Origin of the sequence: Streptomyces sp. 11x1 (assembly GCF_032598905.1) — a bacterium.
GTDB lineage: Bacteria > Actinomycetota > Actinomycetes > Streptomycetales > Streptomycetaceae > Streptomyces.
Genome location: NZ_CP122459.1, coordinates 97,058 through 121,227, shown reverse-complemented (window position 1 = coordinate 121,227; position 24,170 = coordinate 97,058). Strand labels below are relative to the sequence as shown.

The following is a 24,170-nucleotide window of genomic DNA, read 5'->3' as shown; positions in this document are numbered from 1 at the left end:
ATCGGGCCTGCGGGCCCTCCCCGGCCCCGAGCGCTGTGCGCGCGGTTCGCGCAGCCAGTAGCCAGTCATCGAGCCACACTGACAAGGAGCCAATCAACCCTCGTGGCTGCTGCCCGTCTACGGTGAGTCCGGCGGCCAGACGGCCACCTTGCGCGGATCATACCGGCCGCGGCCGGCTCTCCCCGCTCACGAGCTGTTTTCCGCCCGTGAAACGGCGGTCTTCGACTCGATCGCATCGGTCACCGCGCTGGGCTTCCACACCAGGTCGTGCGCGGCCTGAGAGGCGGCCAGGACGGCGCCGATGGTGGCGAGGGTTGGGACGCCGTGGGTGAACTGGTCGAGGCCGCCGGTGGACGCGACGGTCACGACGCCGGCGATCCCGGCGACGACGACAGCGACGATACGCTTGACCCGGGCGCTCCAGAACGGCTGCTGGACGACTGCGGTCAGCAAGGGGAGGACGGCGCCGACGCCGGATCCGGTGGCGATGGTCTGCAGGGTGCTCATGGGCAAGTCCTTGCGTGCGGGGAGTGGGACGCACGGACCTTGCCGGGCCGTGCGCCCTACCGTCGCGCGCTCACTGGCGGGGAAGAGTGATGTCGTCGGCGATCTCGGGCGGCGCCTCGGGAGCGGGACGGCCCAGCGAGCGGAGCGTGTCCAACAGGGAATGGATGTACTCGAGCGCGGCCGCCTTCCAGCGGCGATCCCGGCGCTGCTCCTCCTGCATGAGCCGCACTTCCCGCTGCAGTTCGAGCTGCCCGGCCTCTAGGAGGCCGACGCGCTCGACGGTCTGGGCGTGCATCGCGCGCTCCTGGTCCAGGAGCACCTTCTGCTGGTCGAGCATCCCGCGCTGCTGGTCGAGCAGGGAGGAGAAGCCGGCCGTTACCGTCTTCATCGCCTCCACGTACGTCTGCCCCTCAGCGGCCTGCGCTGATGACGTCGTCTGCAGGGTGGCCACCCGCTCGTCGGCGTCACCGCGCCGCTTCACCTGCCGGTAGCTGAACCAGGCTCCGGTAACGACGCCACCCATGGCGCAGATGGGGGCAAGGACCGGCGCCAGGGAAGAAAGCCAGTCCATGGCGCCCTCCTCGAACACGGAAATTGGTGCGCGGGAGCCGGGGCCCGTAGGCCCGCGGCTCCCCGCGTCAGAAAGCTGCACCACCGAGAGGGCTTACGTCGTCGCTTGCATCATCTCTGCGGTGTCGGCCAAGCTGACGCCGGCGACCGGGTTCCAGCCCTGGCGGACCGCGGCGAGGAGCTGCTCGTCTGTGATCGCTGCTGCCATGGCGGCCGGGTCGGTGGTCCCCGCAGCCGCCGCGGCGGCGAGCAGGCTGGGCGAGACCACCAGGCCCACCGTCATGGCCGCGGCCTGCGCCTCGGTGGGGCTAAGCACCGTCTTGGCGAGGTTCCACCTCAGCGGGTAGCCAGGCGTGGCCGGCGGCTCGGCAAAAACCTCCTGGGCGACGACCGCGATGGCCATCCGGACCCGTGGCAGTAACGAGGGCTCGCAGGCCAGGGCGCACAGAGTGGTCAGCGGCAGCGGGAGGGCGGGCATCGGTCGGTCCTCACTTGGTGTAGGTGATTTTGAGCTTCGGGGGGTTGGTCTGGCCCGAGCCTCGGGCCCGGCCGTAGTACGTCGACGACGTCGAGTTCGGGTCCAAGGCGATGCCGCGCCAGGACGTCGAGTCGAAAACGTTGGTGATGTCGACCCATTTGCCCTCGTTGCGGGCCCACGAGATGGTCTTGGACTCGGCGTCGCACGAGAAGGTCGATGGGCGGGAGGCGTGCTTGTGGGCCTTGATGACCGCCTTGCCGCCGGCGTTGCTGTACCAGTGATCGAAGTACAGGTACACCTCGGCCTTCTGGATCGTCGCCCCGGACAGGTCAGTGGCGAGCGCCGACGGGAAACCGATGAGGGCGGCCTGGGTGCCGTTGGTCGACGAGTAGTAGCCCTGGTAGCAGGAGCTGCCGAAGTAGGAGTTGTAGGAGCCGCGGTTGGCGTAGGAACCGGACCAGGCCGCCGTGTACGTCTTGGTGTACTGCTGCACCGGCGGGGCTGTCGTGCCGCCGCCGTCGTTGTAGCCGCCGGTCTCCGGTACGGCGGGCCCGGCGTCCTCGACGTAGAAGTAGCCCGGATTGTTGCTGCCGCCGGACATCGTGCACGTCTGCCCGGACGGGCCCAGGGCGTTGGTGAACGTGATCAGGAAGCGGTGGGTTCCGGCCCCCAGGGAGGAGCCTGCACAGGTGTGCTCCAGGCGCGCGGTGAAGCTGTTGCCCAGCGGCATGTGGGTGACCGACACGTACTTCTGTGGGGACGTGATGGTGGGCGCGGCCCCGCTGGTGCCGCCGTCACGGAGCCGGATCTGCAGCTCACCGCCGGCCGCGGACGGGTTCGCGCGGGCGCAGAAGACGAACCGGTACATGCGGGTGGGGTCGATCGTCGCGGCGAGCTCCACGAACCCCATCTCAGTGCCCGATGCGGAGCGGCTGCTGACCTGGTAGTCGATCGCCTGGATGCCGCGCGGCAGGGTCGCCAGGTAGTCCAGGAAGTCGGATCCGCCGATGGACAGGCTCTCGGCGACGGCCATGCGCTGGAAGCCTGCCGCGCCGTCCTGGTCGATCGTGGCGACCGGTACGCCGCCGGTGGCCAGGGTCAGGTAGTTGGGGCGGCCGGTGACCAGGGAGACGGCTTCGTCGCCCGCGTCGTCGAACAACTGCAGACCGCGAGGGCTGATCTCCGCGCGGGCGCCCGCGACGCCGGAGGCCATGACGATCCGGCATGAGGCGTTGTCGAACTGGAGGGTGCCCGCGCTGGAGTCGACGGTGGAGCAGCCGACCCGCAGTTGTACGGCCCCGGTGGGCGCGGCCGTTTCCGGCACCCCGTTCAGGGACGTCCATGCGCCCTTGACCGCGAGGCCGTCGCCAGTGGACATCGTGCTGTAGCCGAGGGAGTTCCCGGCCGCATCGAGCCACTGCCCGAAGACGCTGATGCGGACGCCGTTCCAGTCGGTGGAGGCGTTGTAGTCGATGCTCAGCCACAGCTTCTGACCGGGGACGGCGGGAAGCGTGGCCAGGGTCATGGAGCGGGTGACGACCGCGGCGTTGGACGCATTCACCTGCAGGGCCCGGGGTGTGCCGTTTCCTGGGGTGACGATCGACCACCACTGATTCGAGGCGACCCGCTGCTCGGTTACGGCGCCCTCGAAGCTGGGGTCGGCGATGACGTTTCCGTCCGTGCCCAGCGACAGACGGTCCGCGCTGATCGAGCCCGCCTTGACGTGGGTGGCGTCGATGGACCCGGCCAGGATCTTCGTCGCCGTCACGGAGTTCGCGGCGAGCTTGTCCGCGGTCACCGCCAAGGCCGCGAGCTTGTCCGTCGTGATTGCGAGTGCGGCGATTTTCTCCGCAGTCACGGCCAGGGCGTCGAGCTTCGCCGTCGTGATAGCCCCGGCGAGGATCTTCGGCGCGGTGATCGCGCCGTCCGCGATCTGCACGCCGGGGACAACAGGGCGCACGGCGGCGTTGTCGAACCACACGGAACCTGCCGTGGCGGCGCTGGACTCGACCCGCACGCGGCCCTGTACGGAGTCGGCAGGAGCCGTGAGGGTGCCGGCGAACCGGGCCCAAGCGTCCTTGGCGGGGGCAGTGGTGCTCAGCTTGCCGTAGCTGAGGATCGTGCCGTCCGCCTTCTCCCAGCGAACTTGCATGTTGATCTCGGCGCCGGCCCAGTCCGAAGACGGGTAGTAGTCGGTGGCGATGTAGAGCTGGTCCCCGGGCGTGACCGGAAGGAGGGTCAGTTCGGCCGATCGGTACGCGGCGGTCGCGGAGACGGCCTCGATCTTCAAGGAGGCCGGGGACCCGTTGCCGAACGTCAGGTCCTGGGAGAGGAACGTCTGCTTCGCGGCGATGGCCGCGCCGCCGGCTCCCTCGAACGAGGGGTCGGCGAGCACGTTGGGGCTGCCGACGATCGTTAGCTTGTCCGCGGTGATGGAGCCTGCGGCGACGGCCTGCGCGGTGACGGACCCGGCCGCCAGTTCGGAGGCGGTAACAGACCCGGCCTTGAGTTCCCGCGCGGAGATGGCGTCGGCGGCGACCTTCCCGGCGGTGACGGCGTCGGTCGCGATGGCGGCCGCAGTGACTGCTCCGGCGACGATGTTGATGGAGTCGACGACGCCGGTTTTCAGGGCCTCCAGCGTCACGGAGTCGACTTGCATGATGTTGGTCGACGCCGTGCCGATGCCGGTGTAGTTGAGCCAGACGTACGGCGAGATGTACCGGACGTCGGCGTGGGCGAGACCGGGCGTGCGCGGGTCGTTGTTCGGGCCTGCGGAGCCGTTGGCGCCGGCCGCAGCCCGGCCCATGATGAAGCCGACGACCTGTACCCAGCCATCGGCCTGGGTGATGGCTCTGCCTGACGCGGCCACGTAGTAGTGGGAATTCCCGCTTCCTGCGATGCCGTTGCGGTTGATCAGCGTCGTGCCGTCCGAGCCGATACCGGCGACGCCGACAAAGAACGTCTCGCTGGTCCCGGCCTTGAGGCGCACCCGGGCGCTCACCCGGTACAGCACCCCCGGTTCGTACGGGATGACCGTGGCGCCCTGCAGCCGGTTGTAGCCCGTGGCCTGGCCTACTCGCTGGCTGGTCGGGGCGTCCGTGACGCCGGTGAGGAATTCCCAGGTGGCGCTGGTGCCCTTCTCCGTCACGGTCCAGGCGGACGGGTCGTTCATCGTGTCGACGTAGCGCTGTGCTGCCGAGTCGGAGAGCGCGCCGCCAAGGGCGTTGATCGTGACAGCGCCGTCGGCGATCTTTCCAAGGGTGACCGCGGCTTTGGCGAGCTTCTCCTCGAGGACCGCGCCGTCGGCGAGCGCTGCGGTGCCGACCGAGCCCAGCGCGATCTTCGCCTCGGTGACGGCGTTCTCGGCGAGCTTGACCTCGGTGACCACCCCGTCGACCAGGTCCTGCTCGACGGCTTGCCGCGCCTTGCCCGCTACGGCTGCCGACGGGGCGCTGACAAGGCCCGCGGTGGTCAGGGCGACGAGGCGTATCCAGCGTTCTTCGTATCCCTCCAGCGCAAGGGAGACGCTGCCGCCGGTGACGTCGATGATCGCCGCGGCGAGCGTAGTGACGTCGGGGGTGAAGTCGGAGGCCGCGCCGACATGCACCTGCATGGCCGCGAAGTCCGTCGGGGGAGCGTTGGAGTCGTCCCACCAGCCATCCCAGGTGACGGTCAGGCCGGACAGGGCCGACGCCACGGTCGGGGCGCCGGGCGTCGGCGGTGGGGCGGCGGCCGCGGGCTCGGGGACGAGGGCGATCCCGCCGTCAGGCTGCACGCCGACCGACCCGGCGAGTTGCCCGTCATCCGTGTAGATGTCGAGGGTCCCGCCCTCGATGGAGGTGTACGCGGCCTTGGAGGTGCGCTCAAGGGCCTGGAGCCGCCGGTCGTAGTCGGCCAGCAGCGCAGCGAAGCGCTTGGCGTCCGACTCGGTGTCCAGGAAGTTGACCATGCCGCGGGATGGTCGACGTCCGGGTGGTTAGTGTCGCGCCCTGATCAGTAGTGGAAGCTGTCGGAGCGCTTCAGCGTGAGGGTGATGAAGCCGTCCGCGCTGATCTCGTCGGAGATGATGCGGTGCCACACGTCGATGTCGCCGACCCACGGTACGTGCACCTGCACTCGAATGTCGTCGCCGAGGGACCAGGAGCCGAACTTCGCGTTGGGGTGGTCGATGATCTGGATGGCGGGGATCTGCAGGGCGGCTGTGCGGCCGTTGAGCTCCGCCTGCCCGCGCTTTCGGAGAGCGTCAGCCGAGGAGAGCGTCTTGTCCGTGACGGTGGCCACCCGGCGCAGTCGGCCGGCCGCCCGAGAGTAGTTGTGGACCTGGGCGCGCTTCATCTTCTGGCCCTCGCCCTTGCCCAGGACGACGACCTCGTTGGCGTAGTCGTCGCCCATACCCTCGGGCTTGGCTATGGCCACGATGTTCTCGCCCTGCGCGAAGCGGAGATCGGGCCGCTTGCGACCGAGTCGGGGAGTGCCGAGCCTCAGCCGGTGGGTGATGGTGTTGCTCGTCGAGTCCTTCCAGGCGTGCGTCTCCATCCAGTCGAACTGGAACTGGTTGACGAGGCTGTCCAGGGTCTGCCCACAGTCGGGGTTGTCCCACCAGGCCAGTTCCCAGGGGTCGCTGCCGTCCTTGGCGCCCAGCAGCTCCCCCTTGTCGTGCGTGTCCAGCACCAGGCCGACGTTCCCGTACGGCCGTGTCTGGACGTGGGACCAGATCGTGCGGAAGGCGTCGAACACGTCGATCCGGGGCCCGCCGTAGGGCTTGGGTGCCGCAGGCACCTTCTTCTTCGGGTTGGAGCCGTCGATGTAGCCGTCGTGGTTCTTGTCCTTGCCCGCGTACGGGTCTTTGGGAGTGATCTTCTTGCCCGAGATGATGTAGGACTCGAACGGGATGCCGTGCGGGTAGCTGCTGAACCCCTCGCAGTTGATCGTGGCCTGCTCCCCGTCGAACGAGGTCTTGGTGACCAGACCACCCCACCGGATCGCGCCGTCAACCTCCAGATAGAGCTTGGTGCCCCACTCCCGCAGGATGGGTTCCCCGTCCGCGGCGATCATTCGGGCGTACTCCGGTTCGATCTTCCCCGCCATCGCCCCAGGACCGGACAGGTCGCGCTTGGGGTTCGACGTCAGGGCGAACGGCACCTGCCAGTCGAGCACGTCCTCGGTGAGAGCATCCTGAGCGATGAAGCGCCACCCGGCCGGCACCGGTCACACCTCCTCTTCGTCCGGGCTCTCGACGAACTCCACGTCAGCGATGATCGACGTGCCGGCGTCGACCGACACGTCGCCGGTCTCGCTCTTGTACATGTACGTCTGCACAGTCAGCGTCCGTGTGGTGCCGCGCATCGAGCTCGGGACGGCGAAGTTGTCGGCGAGGACGATGGTGGAGCGGCGCGTGTTGTTGCCGGAGTCGTCGTCGATGTAGGTGTCCTGGCCGAGCAGGGAGCCGAACTTGGTCTGCATCCGCGCGAAGACGTCGCTCTTCGTCATGCGGAAGCCGGCGAAGGTCATGACCAGCTTGGCGCGGGTCGCCCAGGTCGGGACGTCGATGTCCCACGAGGCGGCACCGGGCCAGTTGTGCCACTTGTTGTCGGAGTAGGCCAGCGTCGACAGAGAGCCGGGGAACGCCGTGTAGAGCACGCGTTCCCGACGGGGACCGACCATGGTCCGCAAGTCCTTGATCATCGCCTGCGTGATCGCGGACGTGTTCGCGGGGATGTCGATGCGGGCCAGGGTGATAGCCGAGTCGGTAGGGCGGACCTGCCGAACGCTCGTCGTCGTCTTCGGCACGTTGGAGATGACCCGCGTGAAGATGTACGGGCCGACCGTGGGATCCGACGGGAGGGGCCAGGTCTCCCCATACGAGTAGGGATTCTCCACCCGGGCGATGACCAGATCCGAACGAGCCGAAGCGCCGGTGGCTGCGACGTTCACCGTCTCCGACGTCGGGAGGCGCCCCGCATAAGCCTGATAGGTCGCCCCGGCGGCCCTGTTGAGGATCGCGCACGCCCCGGAGCGGACCTGCACCTGGGCCGCTGGCGACGACAGCGCCTTGACGGCCAGGTCCCCGGAGCCGACGATGCCCTGCGCCCCGCCGAAAGCGGCATAGGCCAGCAGCCGCGCCACCTCCGTGGAGTGTTCCGCCTGCCCCTCGGTAAACCACGGCACGCTGTCCCACGATGCCATCTGTTCCTCCTGCTGTTGATCTCCTGGCGGCAGCGGAGGATCACGGGCGCGGCGTGCTTACGTCGCGCCCTACAGGTAGGCGTAGGCGTCGCGCCACGCCACGGTCATGGACGCCGTGGCGGTCGCGTCGGTGCCGCGCAGTACGAAGTCCCGCCGGCCAGGTGGGATGAGCAGGTTCTCAAGCAGGGGCGAGGACCGAGTGATCTGCCCTGCCACGCTCGCGCTGCCCCGGAGGACTGTACGAACCCACGGCCGGGGGTCGATGACGACCTTCTCCCCGACCTTGAGAGTGAGGTCCAGCTGCAACTTCCAGCGGCCCACCAGTTCGCACACCGGCTGTGAGATGGGGCCCGTGATGCTGATGACCGGCCACGTAGGGCGGTTGCCGCCCACCACGATCTCGCCGGGCGTTCGTACCGCCCCCTCGCCGACCATGGCCAGTGGCGCCTTGAGCGGGCCCTTGATGCCGCGGTGGGGCGGTGGAGCCATGTCCACGCGCACACTCTGCTCGACGTCGTCGAAGCTGCCGGTGTGCAACGTGGCGAAGTTCGCGACGACGGGGGTGTATCCCTGTCTGGTCAGCTTGGAGGCGGCCGGCGCGCACTGGCGGGGCCGCCCGAACCAGCGCCTCGCCCGGCCTCCCTGCGTCGTCGACAGCACGGCGGGGGTGGCCATGTGCCCGCGGATTGCCCGGCCGTCCCATGCCTGCTGCATGACCGACACGGCGCCGAGGTTGGCCCCGTGCCGGGCCATCGCGGTGGTGCCGTCGTCGACGGTGTCGACACCGACCTCGAACGTGATGGTGGCGCCGCTGGTGAAGTCCTGACCGAAGCGGACTCCGTCTTCCCGGGGAAGCGCGCTATCGCTGTTCGTCACGTCGGCGTTCTTGATCTCGAACGGTTCGAGCAGGTAGTAGCCCGTGCGCCAGGTCCCGAAGGTGAAGTTGGCGCCGGGGTAGACCCCGTTCGCGCTGTACGACAGCTTCCACTCGCCCTCAGCCAGAGGCATACGCACCTCCCAGTCGTATCCGGCGCAGCTCGAACATGGCGTCGCCCAGAGCTGCGCTCGGACTCATCGGTGCGCTGGTCATGGTCAAGTTCAGGTCGCCACCGACGAGCGACGCCGAGGTGGCCGGCGCGGTGGCGGTCCGGGGCCGGCCGGCGGACGGGGTCGTGGCGTGCACGCGCATCCCACCGGATGAGTACTGGCGCAGGGCGCCTTGGGCGAAGTAGACGACTTGGCCGCCGAACATCTCCGCGACGCGCTGCAGGATGGCCTCGGAGCGCTTGCGCTTCCCGGGGGCTAGGGGGATGTAGGCCTCGCCCTGAGTCTCCGGTTCATTCCATACGCGTATTTCGCCCGGTCTTCCGATCTGGGCAATGTGCCGCTCGGCTCCGGCCGCGAAGGCGCGGATCCTGCGGGCCGCGGCACGGATGCCGCCGTTGGCGTACTGGACGATGGCGCCGTCCGCGTGCGTGCGGACGACCGCCGGCTTCCCGGACTCGCTGTACTGCACGGTGACGTGGATGGTCTTGCCGGTCATGCCGTTGATCGCACCCTGAATGCGCTGAACCTGCGACAGCGGGGTGCCGGTCGGCGCGGTGATGCTGACCTTCTTGCCGCCCTTGTCGACGTTCTCGATCTTGAACCCGAGGTCCTTCAGGGCTTTCTGGGCGGTTGCCGTGGGCGCGTTGACCGTGATCGACTTCTTGTCCTTCAGCCCTGCGACCTTGTCCTGCACGCCCTTCAGGTCACCGACGGCCTTCTGGATGATGGCCTGGACGGTCACCTTCTTCCTGTCCGGCGCTGCAGCGATGTCGGCCGCCAGGGCGGCGATGTTGACCCGGGCGCCGCCGGTCGGCGCGGTGACGGAGACCTTCTTGCTGCCGGGGATGCGCTGGAAGGTGAAGCCCAGCGCTTCGAGCTGAGTGCGGGCCTCAAGCGTCGGTGCGTCGATCTGGATGGACTTGCCCGGCTTGATGCTCTCCAACTGCCCCCGCAGTGCCAGGATCTCGGCTGTGGCCTGCGGGACACCTGTCGTCGTCATCAGCGTGGTGACCGTGTCCGGCACCAGGCCCATCTGATCGGCGAGTGCCTTCGCCTGGTCCTTCGGGATGCCCATGTCTGTGGCGAGCTGGATGGCCTTGGCGCGGGCCCGCTCCATCGCCGACTGGCTCTTGTCCATCGCCTCTGACAGGGGCATCACACCCTGCTCGGCCGATTCCTTCGCCTTGGTGGCCATGCTGAGCATCGAGTCGCGGAGTTCGCTGAGCTGACTGTTTAGGGTCTGGCCGTTACGGGTCGCCGTATTGACGAGGCCGTCGTTGTCGATGAGGGACTTGCCCCAGCCCTCGGACCGCTCGATGGTGCCCTGCATCGTCTGGTCGATCTGCAGCATCACCGAGTTGAGCTGGGCCGTGGCGTCGTGGAACGACGTGCTGTTGCCGTTCAGGGCGTCCAGAGCCCGCTTCAGCGCGTCGACCCGGCTGTCCGCCGACTGCGTCTTGTCGCCGAATCCCTGTACGGCCGCCGACAGGCGGCTGTACGCGCTGGTGCCTGTGGAGCCGGCCGAGTCCATTGCGGCGGCGGCTTCCTTGGTGTCGCGCTGGCTCTTCTTCAGTTCGCCGTTGACGGAACCGAGTGCGTCCGCGGCGTCCTTGTACTTCTGGCCCTGCTCGCTGTAGTCCAGGACGTAGGTGTCCCGGCCGTGCTCGACGTACTCCTTGTTCGCCTCCGCGAGGGCCAGGAGCTTCTTCTGCAGCCCGTCGACGGAGCCGCCCTGTTCCAGGTAGGCGTCGGTGAGCGTCTTGAGGCTGACGTCTGCCTCCCGCATGACGTCGACCAGCTTCCCCTTGCCGTCGGCGAGCTTGGTGTCCTGCAGGAGCTGCACCGTGTGCGCGCGGACGTTCGCGTCGATCACGCCGTTGGAGTCCGACAGGGCCTGAGCGAGAGACTGGATCCGCTCCCGGTGGGCTTCGGCGGCCCGCGCGTTCTGCTCCTGCTTCGAGGCGAGCAGGCCGAGGCCGATGGTGACTCCGGTGATGGCGATACCGAGGGGGCCGCCGAGCGCGGCGGTCATGCCGCTGAGGCCACGCATGGCGACGGTGTTGGCGGCGCCGATCCCGCGGAGGGTGCCCATCAGGCCGCTGCCTTGTGACGAGACCCGCTGGTAGACGCCGGACATCCGGCCCCACAGGCTGAGATGCCCACCGGCGGCCGTGGCCGTCCCCTGCAGGCTGGTCCCCAGGCCGCGCACGGAGGTCGCGGTGGCGACGACTGAGGTCCCCAAGCCGCGCAGCATGTTCGATACGCCGCTGATCACCTTCAGCGCCAGCATGGTGGCCAGGAAGTACGCCAGGGCGGTGTTCGCGCCAGGGACGACGCTCATCAGGCCGTTGAAGATGACCAGCAGGCCGTTGAAGACCACGAGCAGCAGGCCGAGCCCGCTCGCGGCCCCGGACAGGTTGCCGATGGCGGTCGCGAGGTTCGAGACGACGGCGACGATCGCGGGACCGACGGTGTCGCCGAGTGCGTGGAAGAAGGTCCCGAGGGCAGGCATCAGCTCAGTGCGGATTTGGCGGATCAGGTCAGTGACGCCGCCGTCTTTGGCCGCACGGCCGAGTCCGCGAACGAAGTCCCCGACGAGCGCGTTGAGTTCGTGGAAGGCGGGAGCAGCGTCGGAAAAGAACTGCTGCATCACCTTCTGGCCCGGCTTGGAGTTCGCCCACCGGTCGAAGCGCTTCATCGCGCCTTCGAACCCGTCGAGCAGGGCGTTGCCGGAATCCATCGCGGCCCGGCCGACTCCGCCGAGCCCCTTGATCAGGCTGCCCGTGGACCGGCCGAGTTGGGCGGCCTTGTCCCCGGCGTGGTCCAAGAACTTGGCCAGGCTGCCCGTTTCACGGCCAGCGGCGACCGAAGCACGAGCCCACTGAGTGCCCCTCTCAACTGCGTCACCGACTCGCTGGACGAAAGGGCCGGACGCCACCAAGAAGTCGGTGGTGGCGTGACCGAGGTTGGCCAGGCCGTTGGTCATGTTGCCGACGACGTGCGAGTTCGTCGCGGCGATCTGCTTGAAGTCGGAGCGGAAGACGCTGGACTTCATGAACTGGGCGCCTCGCTCGGCGAGGGAACCCATCTGGGAAGCAGAGTCACCGAGGGCGTCTTCCAGTAGCGGGAAGACGGACTTCGCCAGTGGCTCAATGTCGTCGGCGATCTTCGAGAAGAAGCGTTCGCTGACGGACATCTTGACCTTGTCCCAGGCCGGGGATAGGGACGAGACGGCCGAGACGGTCTTACGCGCTGACTTCGAGAGCCTGTCGAGCGCCTGGTCCAGCTTCTTCTGCTGCTCCTCGGTGACCTTGCCGTCGGAGGCGAGTTGCTGCTGGGCCTTGAGTGACTCCTTGAGGGCGCTGCCGAAGCCGCTGAAAGCGATCTTGGCTCCGATGGCGGCGCTGCCCGCCGCGGCGATCAGTCCCGGGATGGCGCCGAGGACACCGACAGCGGGCGCGGCCGCGGAGACGAGAGCGGTCAGCCCGCCCGCGTACTGGCCGAGCGCGGCGACGGCTGGCTGGACGAGCGAGACCAGGCTGCCGATGAGCGCCATGCGCATGATGCGGCGGCCGCGGCCGCGCCCAAGCATGCGGATCGACAGGGGGACCTGGACGGGGTTGGCGTCCGCCTCGCCCTGGGCCCGGGTGAGCCACGACCGGACACGACCGAGGAAGCCGCCACCGTTGGCGCCTCCGCCGTCATCGCTGTCGGTGCGCAGCGGCACACGGACATCGCTGCGTGAGGCGAGGCGGGCCACGGCCTCCAACTCCTCGCGGAGCCGGTCCCGGTCGACGCGGACGCCGATGGTCGCCTTGACGCCGGCAGCCGCCTCGTCGACGGCCTTCTTGAGCTTCTTCCGCAGGCCCTTGTCGTCGACCTTGACCTTGACCTTGACGGCCAGGCCCTCCGCGGCCTCTTCGACCTTGGTCCGCAGCTTCTCGGCGAACCCTTCGAGGGAGGCGACGACGGGCACTTCAAGGCGGCCGGCCTGCATGCCCTCAGCCACTGCGCACCATTCCTCGTCTGGCCGCGGCCGCCAGCATCCTCTGGTGGCCGCTCATCGGCTTCGTGGGCTGCTGCGCCTCCTGGGGCCCGCTCTCTGCCGCGACTTCGCTGCGGTTGTAGGGGCGGGTGATCGTCCGCGGCTCTTCGCGGCGGTGATCGGAGGCGAGCAGGGAGATCTCCTCCACGAGCTGCGCCAGGAGCTCGGTGTGCACGGTCCAGCCGTCGATCGGGGACGACTTAGTGCGTGACTCCTCGGGCAGGCCGTCGAGGAGCACGATCAGTCGGCGGACTCCGAGGAAGCCGCGGTCTCCGGGGCGGAGCCAGACTCCTCGGGCGTCGAGCTGGTGGTATCGGCTGAGGTCGGCTTCGACGTCTCCCCATCGGTCTCGGAGGAGTCGGCCGACCCGAAGAGCTTTCCCAGGTCCACCCCGTAGACGCGGACGAGACCGATCGTGAGTCGGACGTAGTCGGGGACCGAGGGGCGGACCGCGATGAAGTCGGCGAACTGCTGCTCGCCGAGGAGCACCTTGTAGGTCTCCTTGACGACGTTGAGGAACAGCTTCGGCAGGCGCGGGCGCCGGAACAGGAGCTCGATGATCTCGTCGACCGCGGACCGGCCTTGCGCCTGTACGAGGTCGCCGAGCAGGCCGACCAGGTCCAGGTCCTCGCTGAGGATGGGATCCAGTGCGTCGGCGGGCAGCTCGGCCGGGAACAGGAACTCGGCGTCCTCGGAGAACTTCACGAGGATGCCGTGCGGGAACTGCGCCTCACGGCGCGGCGCGGCGAGGTCGATGACGTACTGGTCGGCGGTGCTCATGGGTGTCCGGTCCTCCCGGTGGGGGTCAAAGCACCGGGAAGGTAGAAACCCTGATCGCCTTACGTCGCGCGCTCGCGGAATGGCGGTGCGGGCTCGTGTCTCACACGTGAGACACGACGCGGGGAGACGGAAGGGCCCCGTGTCTCTCTCGGCGAGAGGCACGGGGCCCAGCGTGTGCAGGGGGTGCGGGTCAGCTCCGCTTCTTGCCCTTGCCCGCGGGCAGTTGGCTGACCTCTTCCAGGACGTCGACGAACGGCTTGAACTTCGCCAGGAGACGCTTGGCCTCAGCGGGGTCGCGCTGCAGGAGTTCGCGGGCCTTGGCCGGGTCGAGCGAGCTTGTCACCAGGTCCCACTTCTCGACCAGCGTCTTCCGCTCGCGCTCCGACTCGCTCAGGTCGTCGAGCGCCAGGGCCTCCGCGTCGTTCCAGCCGAGCTTGTCGATCGTCTCCTGCAGGCCGGCGGGCGTCTTGATCTCGGAGTTCGTCCAGACGGTTCGGACAGCTTCCTGTCCTGCCGCCTCGTCGTCCTTGCCTTGGGAGCGCAGCACGGCAAGCAGCTTGGGCACCTGCCGGGCGCTCAGCTTGTCCGGGGCCTCCGCGCCGAGGGGTTCGAGCGCCTTCATGACCGGGTGCTCGTTGACGATGCGGTACCCGTGCGCCCGCGAGATGCCCCAGCGCTCCGCGAGGTAGTCCTTGAACTTGGTGAAGGGCTTGCCGGTGGTTTCCGACACCATCTCCAGGTACAGCTTCTCGCGGCTGATGGCGTACAGCGCGGGGCTTGCCTTCTCCACGAACCGGTTGTCGGCGGCGACGACCGTGTCCTTGTAGAGCTCCTTCTCGCGGTGGACGATCCGCTCGAAGTACGCCAGCCGCTCGGCCTTGGGCGCGTCGGATGCGGGCTCGTCCTCCTCCGCGGGCTCCTCAGCGTCGGCCACGGCTGCAGCGGCGGGGACAGCGACTTCCCTCTCCGGCTCCCTCGCTGCGGGCACCACTTCCGCGGCGGGCGGGGCCGCCGGCTTGAGCTTGAGAAAGCCGAAAACGTCGTCTTCGCTGCCAGCCGCGGTTCCCAAGAACGCGTCCTCCAGGGAGCCCTTCTCGCCGGCGTCCGTCTCGGCGCTGTCGGTGTTCGCGGTGGTCATGCGGCGATCATCTCCAATCGGCTCCGCATACGCAGCAGGAGCGCGGTCGTCAGCTTGTCGTGGGCCTCGGCGAGGTTGCTGATGGTGCCCTCGATCTTCTTGTCCTCTGCGCGCTTGAGGGCATCCAGCTCCCACACGGACAGGCCCAGTTGGCGGGCGATTTTCGCTGTCCTGGAGGACGCGTGAATCGTCTCGTTGAAGACGTGCGTGCTCTTGCCCAGGAGGCGGCGGGCCTCGTCGACGACTTCCTTGTGGATGCCGGAGGACTTGTTGGGGGATCCGAAGTGGACGACGCCGAGCAGCTCAAGCATCTGGTTGACCTGCTTGGCGGCCTTGAAGGCGTCGGAGATGTCGTTCAGGGCGTCTTCGAGGCTGCAGACGTCCATCTTCACCGGTGCCACGAGCCAGCGGGAGGCGCACAGGCACAGCATGAGGACGTTCGGATTCTCCGGCGGAGCGTCGATCCAGACGACGCCGTACTGGGAGAGCAGCGGCTGGAGGCACTGGGCGAGGCGGCAGAACGCCGCGTAGGGGCCCTCGCTCTGGGCGATTTCCAGGAACAACGTGTTGATCTGGCGGAGTTCCTTGCCGCCCAGGACAACGTCCAGGTTGGGGCGCACACCCTTGATGGGCTGCAGGGGGGTGCCGTTCCTCAGCGCCTCGTAGAACGCCGTGCCCTTGTCGCCCTCGTCCATCCCGAACTCTCGCCGCAGGTTGCCCTGCCCGTTGGCGTCGATGGCCAGGGTCGGAATTCCCTTGGCAGCGGTCTTGGTCGCGTTGTTGCCGGTGAGGGTGGTCTTGCCGACGCCGCCCTTGCCGCTCGCGAAGGACGTCACATGGCTGAAGAGTGTGTAGTCGATGCCGAGAGCCTCGGCCGACATGGGCATGATTGACACGACGGCTGCCCCTTCAAGGCACGGCGGATAAGTCGCTCGCATTCTGCCAGGCGGATGGTCGCCAGGATGCGCAGACCCAAGGGACTGGATGCCCGGCTGCGCGTTGCCCGCGGGGAGCGCCACACGGTCGAGTGACGACGAAGGCCCGTGTCTCACATGTGAGACACGGGCTTCTGGGAGCGCGATCGGGGCCGTGTCTCACTGTGAGACACGCGACCCGGCTACGCGGCCGACGCGAACGCGGGGTCGTTGGTGAGCAGGTACCAGGCGTCCGAGTCGTCGCCCCCCTGCACCGCGAGGCGCAGCGGGAGCACCGACTCCTTCGCCTTCTGCAGGTCCTTGCTGACGCCCTCCATCTGCATGGTGCGCGGCATGACGTACCGGTAGGACTTGCCGCCGTCGATGACCTCGACGCACGCGGCGACCTCCGTACGGCCGCCGATCCTGGGCGGCGCGAACCGGTAGTGCTTCGGGCTCGCCTCAGTGCCGCCCGACGGCGTGATGGGGGTGATGGAGCCACCGCCATACACGGCCTGGAAGTTGCGGCCGGACCACTGCTGCAGGTCGACCTCCACGGTTGCAGAGTCGGACGTCTGGAAGGTCCGAGAAGGGAAGTCCGTTTGCGCGGACTTGACCTGCTCGAAGCTGGGCTCTTCGTTGAACTTCAGGGAATCCTCGGTGGTCAGACCGACGCTGTACCAGCCCGTCGGCATCTCGACGGTGGCGTCGGCCGGCGCGACGGTGCCGACCGGTGCGAGCCATACCCGGGTTCGCGCGGGAACGACGATCTGTGTGGCGTTGGTGATCTCGGCCGCCATGGTGGTGCTCTCCTCGTGGCCAGGGGATTGGGGCCGGGCCACGATGGAGACAGCGGGCAGTTAACGTCGCGCGCTGAGCCTCACGCTGGATTCGCCAACGACGCCAGGGATAGGCCCGACACCGGCGGAACGGGGAAGCGGTAGCTGTGCAGCGCGGCCTGCAGCATGATCGTGATCCGGCGTCGGCGGAGACGTTCCTCGATCCGCTTCCGGGCACTGCCGCACGCGGGGTGCGGCGGGAAGCGGAGTACGCGAAGCTGCGCCACCACGTCGTCCCAGTGAGGGCTCAGGTCGATGTTCACAGTCTTCGACATCGGCAGTGTGGGCAGCTCGAAGTCCGGCTCGTCGACGACGAGCGCGATCTGCAAGTCGTCGACCGTGCCGAGAGCCACCCACGCGTCCGGGTCGGCGTCCGGCGGCGTGTAGGCGGGAGCGATCTGGACGAGGGCGGGGCCGGGCTGCGACAGCGTCACTGCAACTCCTGTGGCGGGTGGATCGTGGTGAGGAGACCGAAGATATGCCGCGGCTGTCCGTCGACAAGAGGCGAGTCGATCAAGACGCCGGACGGGCGGATGGCGCTGACGACAGGCTGACCAGGCACGGCCGGCTGGTCGACGAGCTCTTTCGCCGCCAGAGCGCACACGAGGGCGATGCGACGTAGGGCGTGTGGGCCGGGCCAGCCGGACGGATCGCCGTACACCTCCAGGGTCACCTCCGGCTCGGTGGCCCACTCCAGAGTGCGCAGGTCGCCACCGGCGCCTGGGGCAACGCGCAGGTGCGGCCAGGGCGCTTCGCGTACACCGGACACCCGGCCGGGCCCACCGAGCGCGGCCGTCACCCCCGGGTGCTCGGAGAGCCAGGCCAGGACGACCGCGACCGGGTCGACGTCTGCGATGTCGGTGCTGGTCACTGGCTACGGGTGCGCGCGATGTAGCCGCTGCCGCGGAGCTGCCGGGCGTAGTCCGGGGAGACGTGGGCCTCGTCGCCGGGCTTGACCTCCTTGCCGCCTACCCGCAGGTGATGAGCGAAGCGGACCTTCTCCGGGGCCTGGCCGACGCGCAGGGGCGGGCCGATGACGGTGACATCCTGGTCCTCGGTGGCGGCCGGTTCCGTGGCGGCCGCGGTGGTGGTGGTCTTCTTGGTGTTCGTGGTCATGGCGTGCAGGGTGCAGAGCGGTGCCCGGTAGTGTCGCGTCCTCACCTCCGTGCGGCGACCGCGGCGGCGGCCCGCGCCATGTAGAAGGCGCCGACGGCTTCCAGGTTGCCCGGGTAGACGGTTCCAACTTCCGCCTCGACGACGAACTTTCCGGAGGCGACGACCTTCGCAGTGACGGTGCTGCCGGTGATGACCGGGGGCAGGGTGCGGATGTTGCGCGAGATGCCGTCCGGGATGGTGTGCACGCTGCACCGACAGTTCTTGATGTTCGCGACGGCTCGGCTGCTCTCGTCCCGCGGTTGCTTCATGTACGTGAGGGGGCCGACGCCGCGGTGCTTGCGGTCCCAGTCCATGCTGTTGATCTCGAAGCGCAGGTTGTCGGGCCGTTCCTGGCCGTGCGCGGCCGCGTGCGTGGGGCGGACGCGATCATCCGCAACGGTGATCCACTTCTTCGTGGGCGGGGCGAACCGCTTGGCGGCCCGCTCTACCTCTCGCGCGACTTCGTGGACGTGTGGCGCGACCATCATCGCGACCATGCGGTCCAGTCCGGGTGTCGGATGGAACTTCGCCATCAGGGAACCTCCGGGGGGTTCTCCGAGGCGACGACGGCGATGTAATCCGCCGCGCCGTACCCCGGAACGCTCTTCAGGAGCGCGGTCACCACGGTCCACGTCAGGGTGCCGTCGCTGAGCACGTCGCCAGGCTTCAGCGGCCACGCCGCAGGGTCGACGCGGAGCGTCCACGAGCCGTCGATCTGCTTCGCGGCCGCGCCCGGCCACGTGCCGCGTGGGACCGGCCGGGCGTCCGGCGGAGGCGGAACCGGGGTGCCGAGCGCATCTCGAGCCCAGGGATGCGCCTGGACGTACGCGGTCAGCTCCCGGTCTGCCAGGACCACGGCCATAGCTGTCCTCCTCTCCCGGCTACCAGCGGCGCCGGTAGCGCCGACTGCCGTACGGCCACGGGTTCGCGGACGCCGTGGCGATCGTCCGATACAGGCGTGGCCGGTAGCCGCTGAGCGAGTCCAGCAAGGGCGGCGCTCCCACCTGCCCCGCCAATGGAGCCGAGTCGTACGAGATCGACTGTCCCTCGGCGGACACCGACGTCACCCGGCGAGTGCCGGACTCCGGTGCGGTGGGGTCGTTGCGGATGGCTTCGGCTGCGTGCGCGACCACGTACCGCACGATGGGCTCCTCCGTCGCCGCGTCCAAGCCGACGAGGAGATCCACCGTGAACGTCCCGTCCAGGTTGTCGACATGCCCTATCACGGTCACGACGTCGTCGAACTGCTGGATCGGCCAGGCCTGCGGGTCGTTGAGGGCGTACCCCCACAGCGGTGTGACATCGAGCAGGCGGCGGGGCGTGGGGACCAGCGGCCGCCCGAGGTAGCTGGACACGTCTGCCTGCGCGGCCCTGATTTTCGTCCAGTACCGCTCACGCAGCGCAGCGGTCAGCGGCAGGGTGACACCAAGTTCGTCGGCCATCTCCTCCGCGGAGGCGATGAGGCCCGTGCCGCGCGGCAAGTCGACCTTGACCATGCGGTCGGTGGCCGTGACGCCTGCGGACGGTGTGAAGGTGACGGCGCACCAGTACCGGCCATTGGCCAGCGAGTCCGGGAGCGTGAAGCGGTACACCGCCTCACGGAGACGGGCAGCCGGGCCGGCTGTCGCTACTGGGGACCCGGTGCGCTCGGGGCTGTCGTACAGGTCGATGCGGTCGACGCTGCCGCCGGTTGTCGCCGGGTCGCAGATCGCTCCGGCCCACACGGGCCGGTAGTCGTACGCCGTCACTAGGGCCTCCTACTCGGCGGCCGCGGCCGGGTCGAGCTGTTCGCGCAGGCGGGCCACGATCCGATCGGCCTGGGATCGCTTGAGCTCCACGCCTGCCGCGACCAGGAGGCGCGTGATGGGGGTGTTGTAGGTGCCGATGCCGGTGTGCTCGACCAGGCGGACGGTGCACTGGGCGCGCTCCCCGTACGTGCCGACGGTCAGGAACACCCCGTCCGGGTCGGTGGGGATCTCGCCCGTGGCGTCGTCGACGATGCGGCCGTCGAGCTTGGCGGGGAGCAGTTGCTGGGCGGTGCTGAGCGTGTCCAGGTCTGGGGCCGGTTCGAGCGGTGCGGCCGGCGGTTCGAGCGGTGCGACGTCCGGGACCTTCGTCTCGACATCGGCTACGGGGGCGGCCTTGTTCTCCGGCGCGGGGGGCGCCGCGGTGTCGGCGGCGCCCGTCTCCTGCACGGTCTCGGCGGTGGCTTCCGCGGCCGTGCTGTCGCTCTGCTCGGCGGGCGTGGTCTTGCGGTTGCGGGGCGGCACAGGGTCCTCCAGTGGGTCAGGCGTTGGCGGAGGAACCTTGGACCGCCCCGCGCTCTAACGTCGCGCTGCGGGTAGATCAGGCGTACGTGTAGCCGCCGTTCTTGGTGACAGCGCCAGCGTCGTCACCAACGACGACGTTGACGGCTCCGGCTGAACCGGCGGGGGTGGTGACCTGCAGCTTGCCCGACGAGAGGATCTTGAGGTTCGCGCCCGCGGTGGCGCCGAACTTGACGTCGGCGACTCCGTCCAGGTTGGTGCCGGTGATCGTGACGACGGTGCCGCCGGCGGCCGGGCCGGTGGCCGGGCTGATGGTGGCGATGGCGGCTGCCGGATACAGGGCGTCGATCTGCGACTGCCGCAGGATCGCGCCCGCCTTGTAGCGCAGAACCTTGATCGAGCCCTCCGGGACGCCATCCCGGCTGTCGTTGGGGCGGGTGCCCTGGTCGTGCGGCCGCGTCTCGTAGACGTCGGCGGTAACCTTCATCAGGGGGTCGTTGGCAGCCGTGGCGGGGAAGGCCGACTTGGCGATGCGGGTGCCAGCCGCGTTGTAGATGCCCATGGTGGGTGTCCCTTCGTCGAAAAGTGCAGTGCGACGAGCAGAGTTACGCGACAGATGGGGCTTGAGTCGCCCTTACTCTGATCACCATGGGGCGGAAGAAGAGCGGCAAGTACGCCGCAACCAAGTTCAAAGAGACCACGCAGCGCATCCGCGACTACCTCGCCGAAGTGGATCAAGCCGGGTTGAGCGATCAGGCCATCACCTGGGCCTACGAGGCAGCGCTGATGAAGACCAACGTGGCCTTCGAGCACCTGATGGAAGAGTGCCTGATAGTGGCCCTGAACAACGACTCCAAGCCGTTCAGTGACGCCACCAGCATCACGTTCCCGAAGCACATGACGGAGAAGGTTTGCCAGTACCTGGTCACAGGCGGCAAGTTCTTCGACTACAGCGGCCGCGGTGGACTGCTGGGCGACATCGGGAAGTTCACCGGTGGCAAGGCCGCCAAGCACTACCTGTACGTGGCCGTGCAGAACCCCAAGTACCACCACGCCCTTGAGTTGTTGATCGCCCTGCGGAACTACGCCGCGCACGAGAGTCCGCAGAGCAAGCAGACCATGCGCAAGGCGATCGTCGCCTACCGGCTGGGGATCACTTCTACCCCGGACAAGAAGCAGCTCGATGGCACGAATGCGCCCACGGCGGCAGGTGCATGGCTAAAGGCCCAGGGACGCTTTGGGTACATCCTCGACCGCTTGGACGCCTTGGCGGACGAGATCCACCAAGGCGCCCCCTACTGACGATCAGAGGATGCGGAGGTCGTCCCAGCCCTGGGATGTGACGGAGAAGACCAGCAGGCCGGGCTGGGAGACTTCGCCGGACCGCATCGCCCACCAGTCGGAGCCGTTGTCGAGCGTGGGTGCCTGCACCCACAGGCGGCCCGCGCCGAGCTGCTGCGTGCGGAAATGGTGGTAGTGCCCGGAGACGAGGATGCGGGCGTCTGCGATCGGCTGACGGCCGAAGGTCTGGGCCCTCCACCAGTCCCCAGCCTTGTCCGGGCGGGAGTACTGGTGGCCATGCGCCAGGCCGACGATCGTCCCGGCCATGTCCAGGGACACGGTGTCGCGCCACGGCTCCGGCATCACAAAGGAGACGTGCCCGTAGGCGTCGGTGTTCTTGGCGTACGCGTCGGCGATCTGGCTCATGACCTCGATGCCCCAGTCGTCCTGGGGTGGGCCCACGGCGTCCTTGCCGCGCCTGACCCTCGCGTGGTTCGACCCGCAGGTGGCGGCCACAACACGGGGGAAGGTGCTGGCTAGCCGGTCCAGTCCCTCGAACGTCAACCGCCGGTGCAGCCGGACCATCTGGGTAAGCGTCAGGTCGTTGGTGAAGGCTTGCGAGGCAACGTTTTCGAAGCCCTCGATGCAGTCGCCGGCATCGAGCCAGTACGCCGTGTCCGGCGCCCGCCCGATCTGCGCCAGGTCTCGAAGGTGGTCCTGCAGCCGGTCGAACCGCTCGGCGACCCGGCCGACGAGTTCCTTCGTTCCCCCGTCCCGGCCCACCTTGCCGACCTGCGGGTCGGCGTACACCACGGCGAGCGCGCGGCCGCTCTCGGCGCCTGGCGTGCGCGGCTTGCGGCGGCGCCGCATCACGTCGCGGACCAAGGCGCTCAGGTCTTCTGCAGAGGACCAGCCGGGGACGGTCGGCTCGACGAGGTAGCGGCAACGCCACACGGGGCGGGTGACAGCGTCCTCGCCCTGGGCGTCGCGGTGCCAGGCGGCCGGGTCGTGACGGGCCTCAACGAGACGGACGCGGTAGCCGTCAGGCACGGCCAGGCCGAGTTCCTCCACGCGGGCACGCCATCCAGCCTCGTCCTGGGGCGGCGGCTCGGCGGCTGGCGCGGTGACGAGCATGGCGCCGTCCGGTTCCCAGCGCACGCCCGGCTCCCATCCCTTCGGCGCGGCGGCCGCAGGGCGGGTGATCTCGGGCGGGGTGGCCTGGGCGGGGCTGGCGGGCGCGAGCAACGCGTCCAGGTGGTCCTCAAGGCTCATGTGGTGCACCTGCATCCGTTGGAGGCGCCTCGTCGTCGATGCCGCGCGACGGCCGGCGCCTGCACGCGGTGCCCGTTGCCGGTCAGGGCATCCGCGATCTGCGTGGCGGAGACCGTGCGGGTGTCGAGCAGGTCGCGGAGCTTCTGGGCGGTGCTCTCGTCGAGCGTGTCGAAAATCGCGCCGACGCTGCAGCGCGGTCCGCGTTGCGCGGATGGCTGGTCGGTGAGCTGGGTGAGGGCCGCCATCAGCCCGTTCGTGTCTGCCACGGCAGTCCTCGCTCTCGTGCTGGGAAAGGAGTGCGGGGCCGGACCGTGTGGGTCCGGCCCCGCAATGCGTCTCCGAATACGGGCCCGGGTGGGGCCCGGTCGGTTACGCCGGCGTGGTCCAGGTGCCGATGACGAAGGACTCGGGCCGGGAGACCTCCAGTGCGACCCGCTCGTCGGCCCGGAAGGTCAGCACGCCACGCTCGAAGTTGTCGGCGTTCTCGCTGCTCACGGTCACGGAGACGTTCTCGCGGTCGTAGAGCTGGGCACCCATGCCGAAGCTGCCGAGCAGGTACTTCTCGTCCGGCATCGCCGTCGTCTCGACGACGTTGATCCTCCAGACCTTCTTCTGCGCGCCCACGGCGACCTGCAGGGCGACGCGGAAGGCACCGTTGTCGTCGGTCTCGACCTCGACCTCCTCCCACATGCTCGGCGAGAGGACGACACCGGTCGGCTCGTACTCGGCGAGCAGCGACCGCGTCATCGCGCGGCGCATCTGGATGGAGAACTTGTCGGTGTTCTTGCCCGTGTACTGCTGGACACCGGGCGTGTTGAACAGGCCGACGATGGAGGTGCCGTCACCGCCCTGGCTGTGGAGCAGGTCGTAGTCCTCCGCGAATTTCACGCCCTCCACGAGGCGCGAGTTGATGAAGGTCCGCAGGCGCGGCTCGTCGCTGAGGATGTTCTTATGCCCATCGAGCAGGTGGGCGATCTCGGCGATCGGGAAGGCCACCGGCTCCAGCTTCAGCTTCGACCGCGGGGCCTTGCCGAAGACGTCGGTGTCCAGGCCTGTCGGCGCGGAGACACCGTCGGCCGCCCTGCGCTCCGGCACCTGGGCCGCGTTGTTGACCCAGCCGGTCTCGCGGATGCCGAGGAGGACCGCGGACTTGGTCTTCGCGGAGGGGAAAAGGTCACGGATATGCCACTTACGGCGCTGCGACTCGGTGATACCGAGGTCCTGCACGGAGCCGAGGGCCTGGTGGGTGTGGGTTCCCGCGGAGAGGGAGAAGATCGACTTCCCCTCGATCTCGGCGCGGATGTAGGGCCGCTCCTTGAACTCGCTGGCCGCCGCCCGCTTGTAGGCCTCGGACTCGGTGAACAGCTCACCGAGGCTCTTGGCCTCCGTGCCGCGCGGGGCGCTGCCGTAGAACTGGCCAGCCGCGGGGGTGCCCTCGGGGGCGTTGATGTACTCGTTGAGGTTGTCGGCGCCCTGTGCGGCGTCGATCAGCCCCTTGATCTCCTGGGCGTCGCGGACGACCTTGACGTACGCGTTCCTCTGCTCGGTGCTGACGACGAACTTGCCGCCCTCTTCCTTGAAGGTCGACGCGATGCGGTCGGCCTCCGCGCTCTTCTCCTGCAGCTGCGTCTGCAGGCTGCTGAGCAGGCTCTTATCGGTAGCCATGGTGGTGTGCTCTCCCGGTGCTGGGC

25 protein-coding genes are annotated in these 24,170 nt (G+C 68.7%); 1 reads left to right on the top strand and 24 read right to left on the bottom strand.

Going from position 1 to position 24,170, the window contains the following annotated elements; genetic code table 11:
- Positions 1-186: 186 nt before the first annotated feature.
- The 21 genes from P8T65_RS47040 to P8T65_RS46940 all read right to left on the bottom strand — a co-directional run bounded on the left by P8T65_RS47040 (position 187) and on the right by P8T65_RS46940 (position 20,488).
- Positions 187-507 carry a hypothetical protein gene (locus P8T65_RS47040; RefSeq protein ID WP_316732107.1) on the bottom strand — a complete coding sequence of 107 codons (321 nt, stop codon included), beginning with the start codon at positions 505-507 and terminating at the stop codon, positions 187-189.
- A 70-nt stretch (positions 508-577) separates the two neighbouring features.
- Positions 578-1,078 carry a hypothetical protein gene (locus P8T65_RS47035; RefSeq protein WP_316732106.1) on the bottom strand — a complete coding sequence of 167 codons (501 nt, stop codon included), beginning with the start codon at positions 1,076-1,078 and terminating at the stop codon, positions 578-580.
- Between the two features lie 93 nt (positions 1,079-1,171).
- On the bottom strand, positions 1,172-1,555 hold the full coding sequence (locus P8T65_RS47030; RefSeq protein ID WP_316732105.1) for a hypothetical protein: 384 nt from the start codon (positions 1,553-1,555) through the stop codon (positions 1,172-1,174).
- Positions 1,556-1,565: 10 nt separating this feature from the next.
- Positions 1,566-5,504 carry a hypothetical protein gene (locus tag P8T65_RS47025; RefSeq protein WP_316732104.1) on the bottom strand — a complete coding sequence of 1,313 codons (3,939 nt, stop codon included), beginning with the start codon at positions 5,502-5,504 and terminating at the stop codon, positions 1,566-1,568.
- A 44-nt stretch (positions 5,505-5,548) separates the two neighbouring features.
- The gene (locus tag P8T65_RS47020; RefSeq protein ID WP_316732103.1) at positions 5,549-6,760 is read right to left on the bottom strand and encodes a hypothetical protein; all 1,212 of its coding nucleotides are present in this window, start codon (positions 6,758-6,760) and stop codon (positions 5,549-5,551) included.
- Positions 6,761-6,763: 3 nt separating this feature from the next.
- Positions 6,764-7,741 (bottom strand): hypothetical protein, encoded by a 978-nt coding sequence (locus tag P8T65_RS47015; protein WP_316732102.1) that lies wholly within the window; start codon positions 7,739-7,741, stop codon positions 6,764-6,766.
- A gap of 69 nt (positions 7,742-7,810) precedes the next feature.
- A complete protein-coding gene (locus tag P8T65_RS47010; RefSeq protein ID WP_316732101.1) occupies positions 7,811-8,749 on the bottom strand; it encodes a hypothetical protein in 939 nt (312 codons plus the stop codon).
- Positions 8,736-12,797, bottom strand: coding sequence for a hypothetical protein (locus tag P8T65_RS47005; protein WP_316732100.1), 4,062 nt, complete (start codon positions 12,795-12,797; stop codon positions 8,736-8,738). The genes P8T65_RS47010 and P8T65_RS47005 overlap by 14 nt, the downstream gene beginning before the upstream one ends.
- Positions 12,790-13,071, bottom strand: a complete 282-nt coding sequence (locus P8T65_RS47000) for a hypothetical protein (protein ID WP_316732099.1) — start codon at positions 13,069-13,071, stop codon at positions 12,790-12,792. The genes P8T65_RS47005 and P8T65_RS47000 overlap by 8 nt, the downstream gene beginning before the upstream one ends.
- 2 nt (positions 13,072-13,073) lie before the next feature.
- Complete coding sequence (locus P8T65_RS46995; RefSeq protein WP_316732098.1) at positions 13,074-13,613, bottom strand: hypothetical protein; 540 nt, start codon at positions 13,611-13,613, stop codon at positions 13,074-13,076.
- Positions 13,614-13,803: 190 nt separating this feature from the next.
- The gene (locus tag P8T65_RS46990) at positions 13,804-14,751 is read right to left on the bottom strand and encodes a hypothetical protein (RefSeq protein WP_316732097.1); all 948 of its coding nucleotides are present in this window, start codon (positions 14,749-14,751) and stop codon (positions 13,804-13,806) included.
- Positions 14,748-15,638: an AAA family ATPase gene (locus P8T65_RS46985; protein WP_316732119.1), complete on the bottom strand. Its 891-nt coding sequence runs from the start codon at positions 15,636-15,638 to the stop codon at positions 14,748-14,750. The genes P8T65_RS46990 and P8T65_RS46985 overlap by 4 nt, the downstream gene beginning before the upstream one ends.
- Positions 15,639-15,868: 230 nt before the next feature.
- Entirely contained in the window at positions 15,869-16,465 is a 597-nt protein-coding gene (locus P8T65_RS46980; RefSeq protein ID WP_316732096.1) for a hypothetical protein, read from the bottom strand.
- Between the two features lie 80 nt (positions 16,466-16,545).
- A complete protein-coding gene (locus P8T65_RS46975; protein ID WP_316732094.1) occupies positions 16,546-16,938 on the bottom strand; it encodes a hypothetical protein in 393 nt (130 codons plus the stop codon).
- On the bottom strand, positions 16,935-17,375 hold the full coding sequence (locus P8T65_RS46970; RefSeq protein WP_316732093.1) for a hypothetical protein: 441 nt from the start codon (positions 17,373-17,375) through the stop codon (positions 16,935-16,937). The genes P8T65_RS46975 and P8T65_RS46970 overlap by 4 nt, the downstream gene beginning before the upstream one ends.
- On the bottom strand, positions 17,372-17,620 hold the full coding sequence (locus P8T65_RS46965; protein ID WP_316732092.1) for a hypothetical protein: 249 nt from the start codon (positions 17,618-17,620) through the stop codon (positions 17,372-17,374). Before P8T65_RS46965 ends, P8T65_RS46970 begins: the two co-directional genes overlap by 4 nt.
- A gap of 41 nt (positions 17,621-17,661) precedes the next feature.
- Complete coding sequence (locus P8T65_RS46960) at positions 17,662-18,192, bottom strand: hypothetical protein (RefSeq protein ID WP_316732091.1); 531 nt, start codon at positions 18,190-18,192, stop codon at positions 17,662-17,664.
- Positions 18,192-18,521, bottom strand: coding sequence for a hypothetical protein (locus P8T65_RS46955; RefSeq protein WP_316732090.1), 330 nt, complete (start codon positions 18,519-18,521; stop codon positions 18,192-18,194). Before P8T65_RS46955 ends, P8T65_RS46960 begins: the two co-directional genes overlap by 1 nt.
- 19 nt (positions 18,522-18,540) lie before the next feature.
- Positions 18,541-19,407, bottom strand: a complete 867-nt coding sequence (locus P8T65_RS46950) for a hypothetical protein (protein WP_316732089.1) — start codon at positions 19,405-19,407, stop codon at positions 18,541-18,543.
- A gap of 9 nt (positions 19,408-19,416) precedes the next feature.
- Entirely contained in the window at positions 19,417-19,929 is a 513-nt protein-coding gene (locus tag P8T65_RS46945) for a hypothetical protein (protein ID WP_316732088.1), read from the bottom strand.
- Between the two features lie 76 nt (positions 19,930-20,005).
- Positions 20,006-20,488 carry an IPT/TIG domain-containing protein gene (locus P8T65_RS46940; protein WP_316732087.1) on the bottom strand — a complete coding sequence of 161 codons (483 nt, stop codon included), beginning with the start codon at positions 20,486-20,488 and terminating at the stop codon, positions 20,006-20,008.
- Between the two features lie 86 nt (positions 20,489-20,574).
- Between P8T65_RS46940 and P8T65_RS46935 the strand changes: the two genes are divergently transcribed.
- A complete protein-coding gene (locus P8T65_RS46935) occupies positions 20,575-21,228 on the top strand; it encodes a hypothetical protein (RefSeq protein WP_316732086.1) in 654 nt (217 codons plus the stop codon).
- A gap of 3 nt (positions 21,229-21,231) precedes the next feature.
- On the opposite strand, the gene P8T65_RS46930 is transcribed toward P8T65_RS46935, so the two are convergent.
- From P8T65_RS46930 to P8T65_RS46920, 3 genes are all read right to left on the bottom strand, one after another.
- Positions 21,232-22,479, bottom strand: coding sequence for a hypothetical protein (locus P8T65_RS46930; protein ID WP_316732085.1), 1,248 nt, complete (start codon positions 22,477-22,479; stop codon positions 21,232-21,234).
- A complete protein-coding gene (locus P8T65_RS46925) occupies positions 22,476-22,745 on the bottom strand; it encodes a hypothetical protein (protein ID WP_316732084.1) in 270 nt (89 codons plus the stop codon). The genes P8T65_RS46930 and P8T65_RS46925 overlap by 4 nt, the downstream gene beginning before the upstream one ends.
- A gap of 103 nt (positions 22,746-22,848) precedes the next feature.
- A complete protein-coding gene (locus tag P8T65_RS46920; RefSeq protein ID WP_316732083.1) occupies positions 22,849-24,144 on the bottom strand; it encodes a phage major capsid protein in 1,296 nt (431 codons plus the stop codon).
- Positions 24,145-24,170 lie beyond the last annotated feature (26 nt).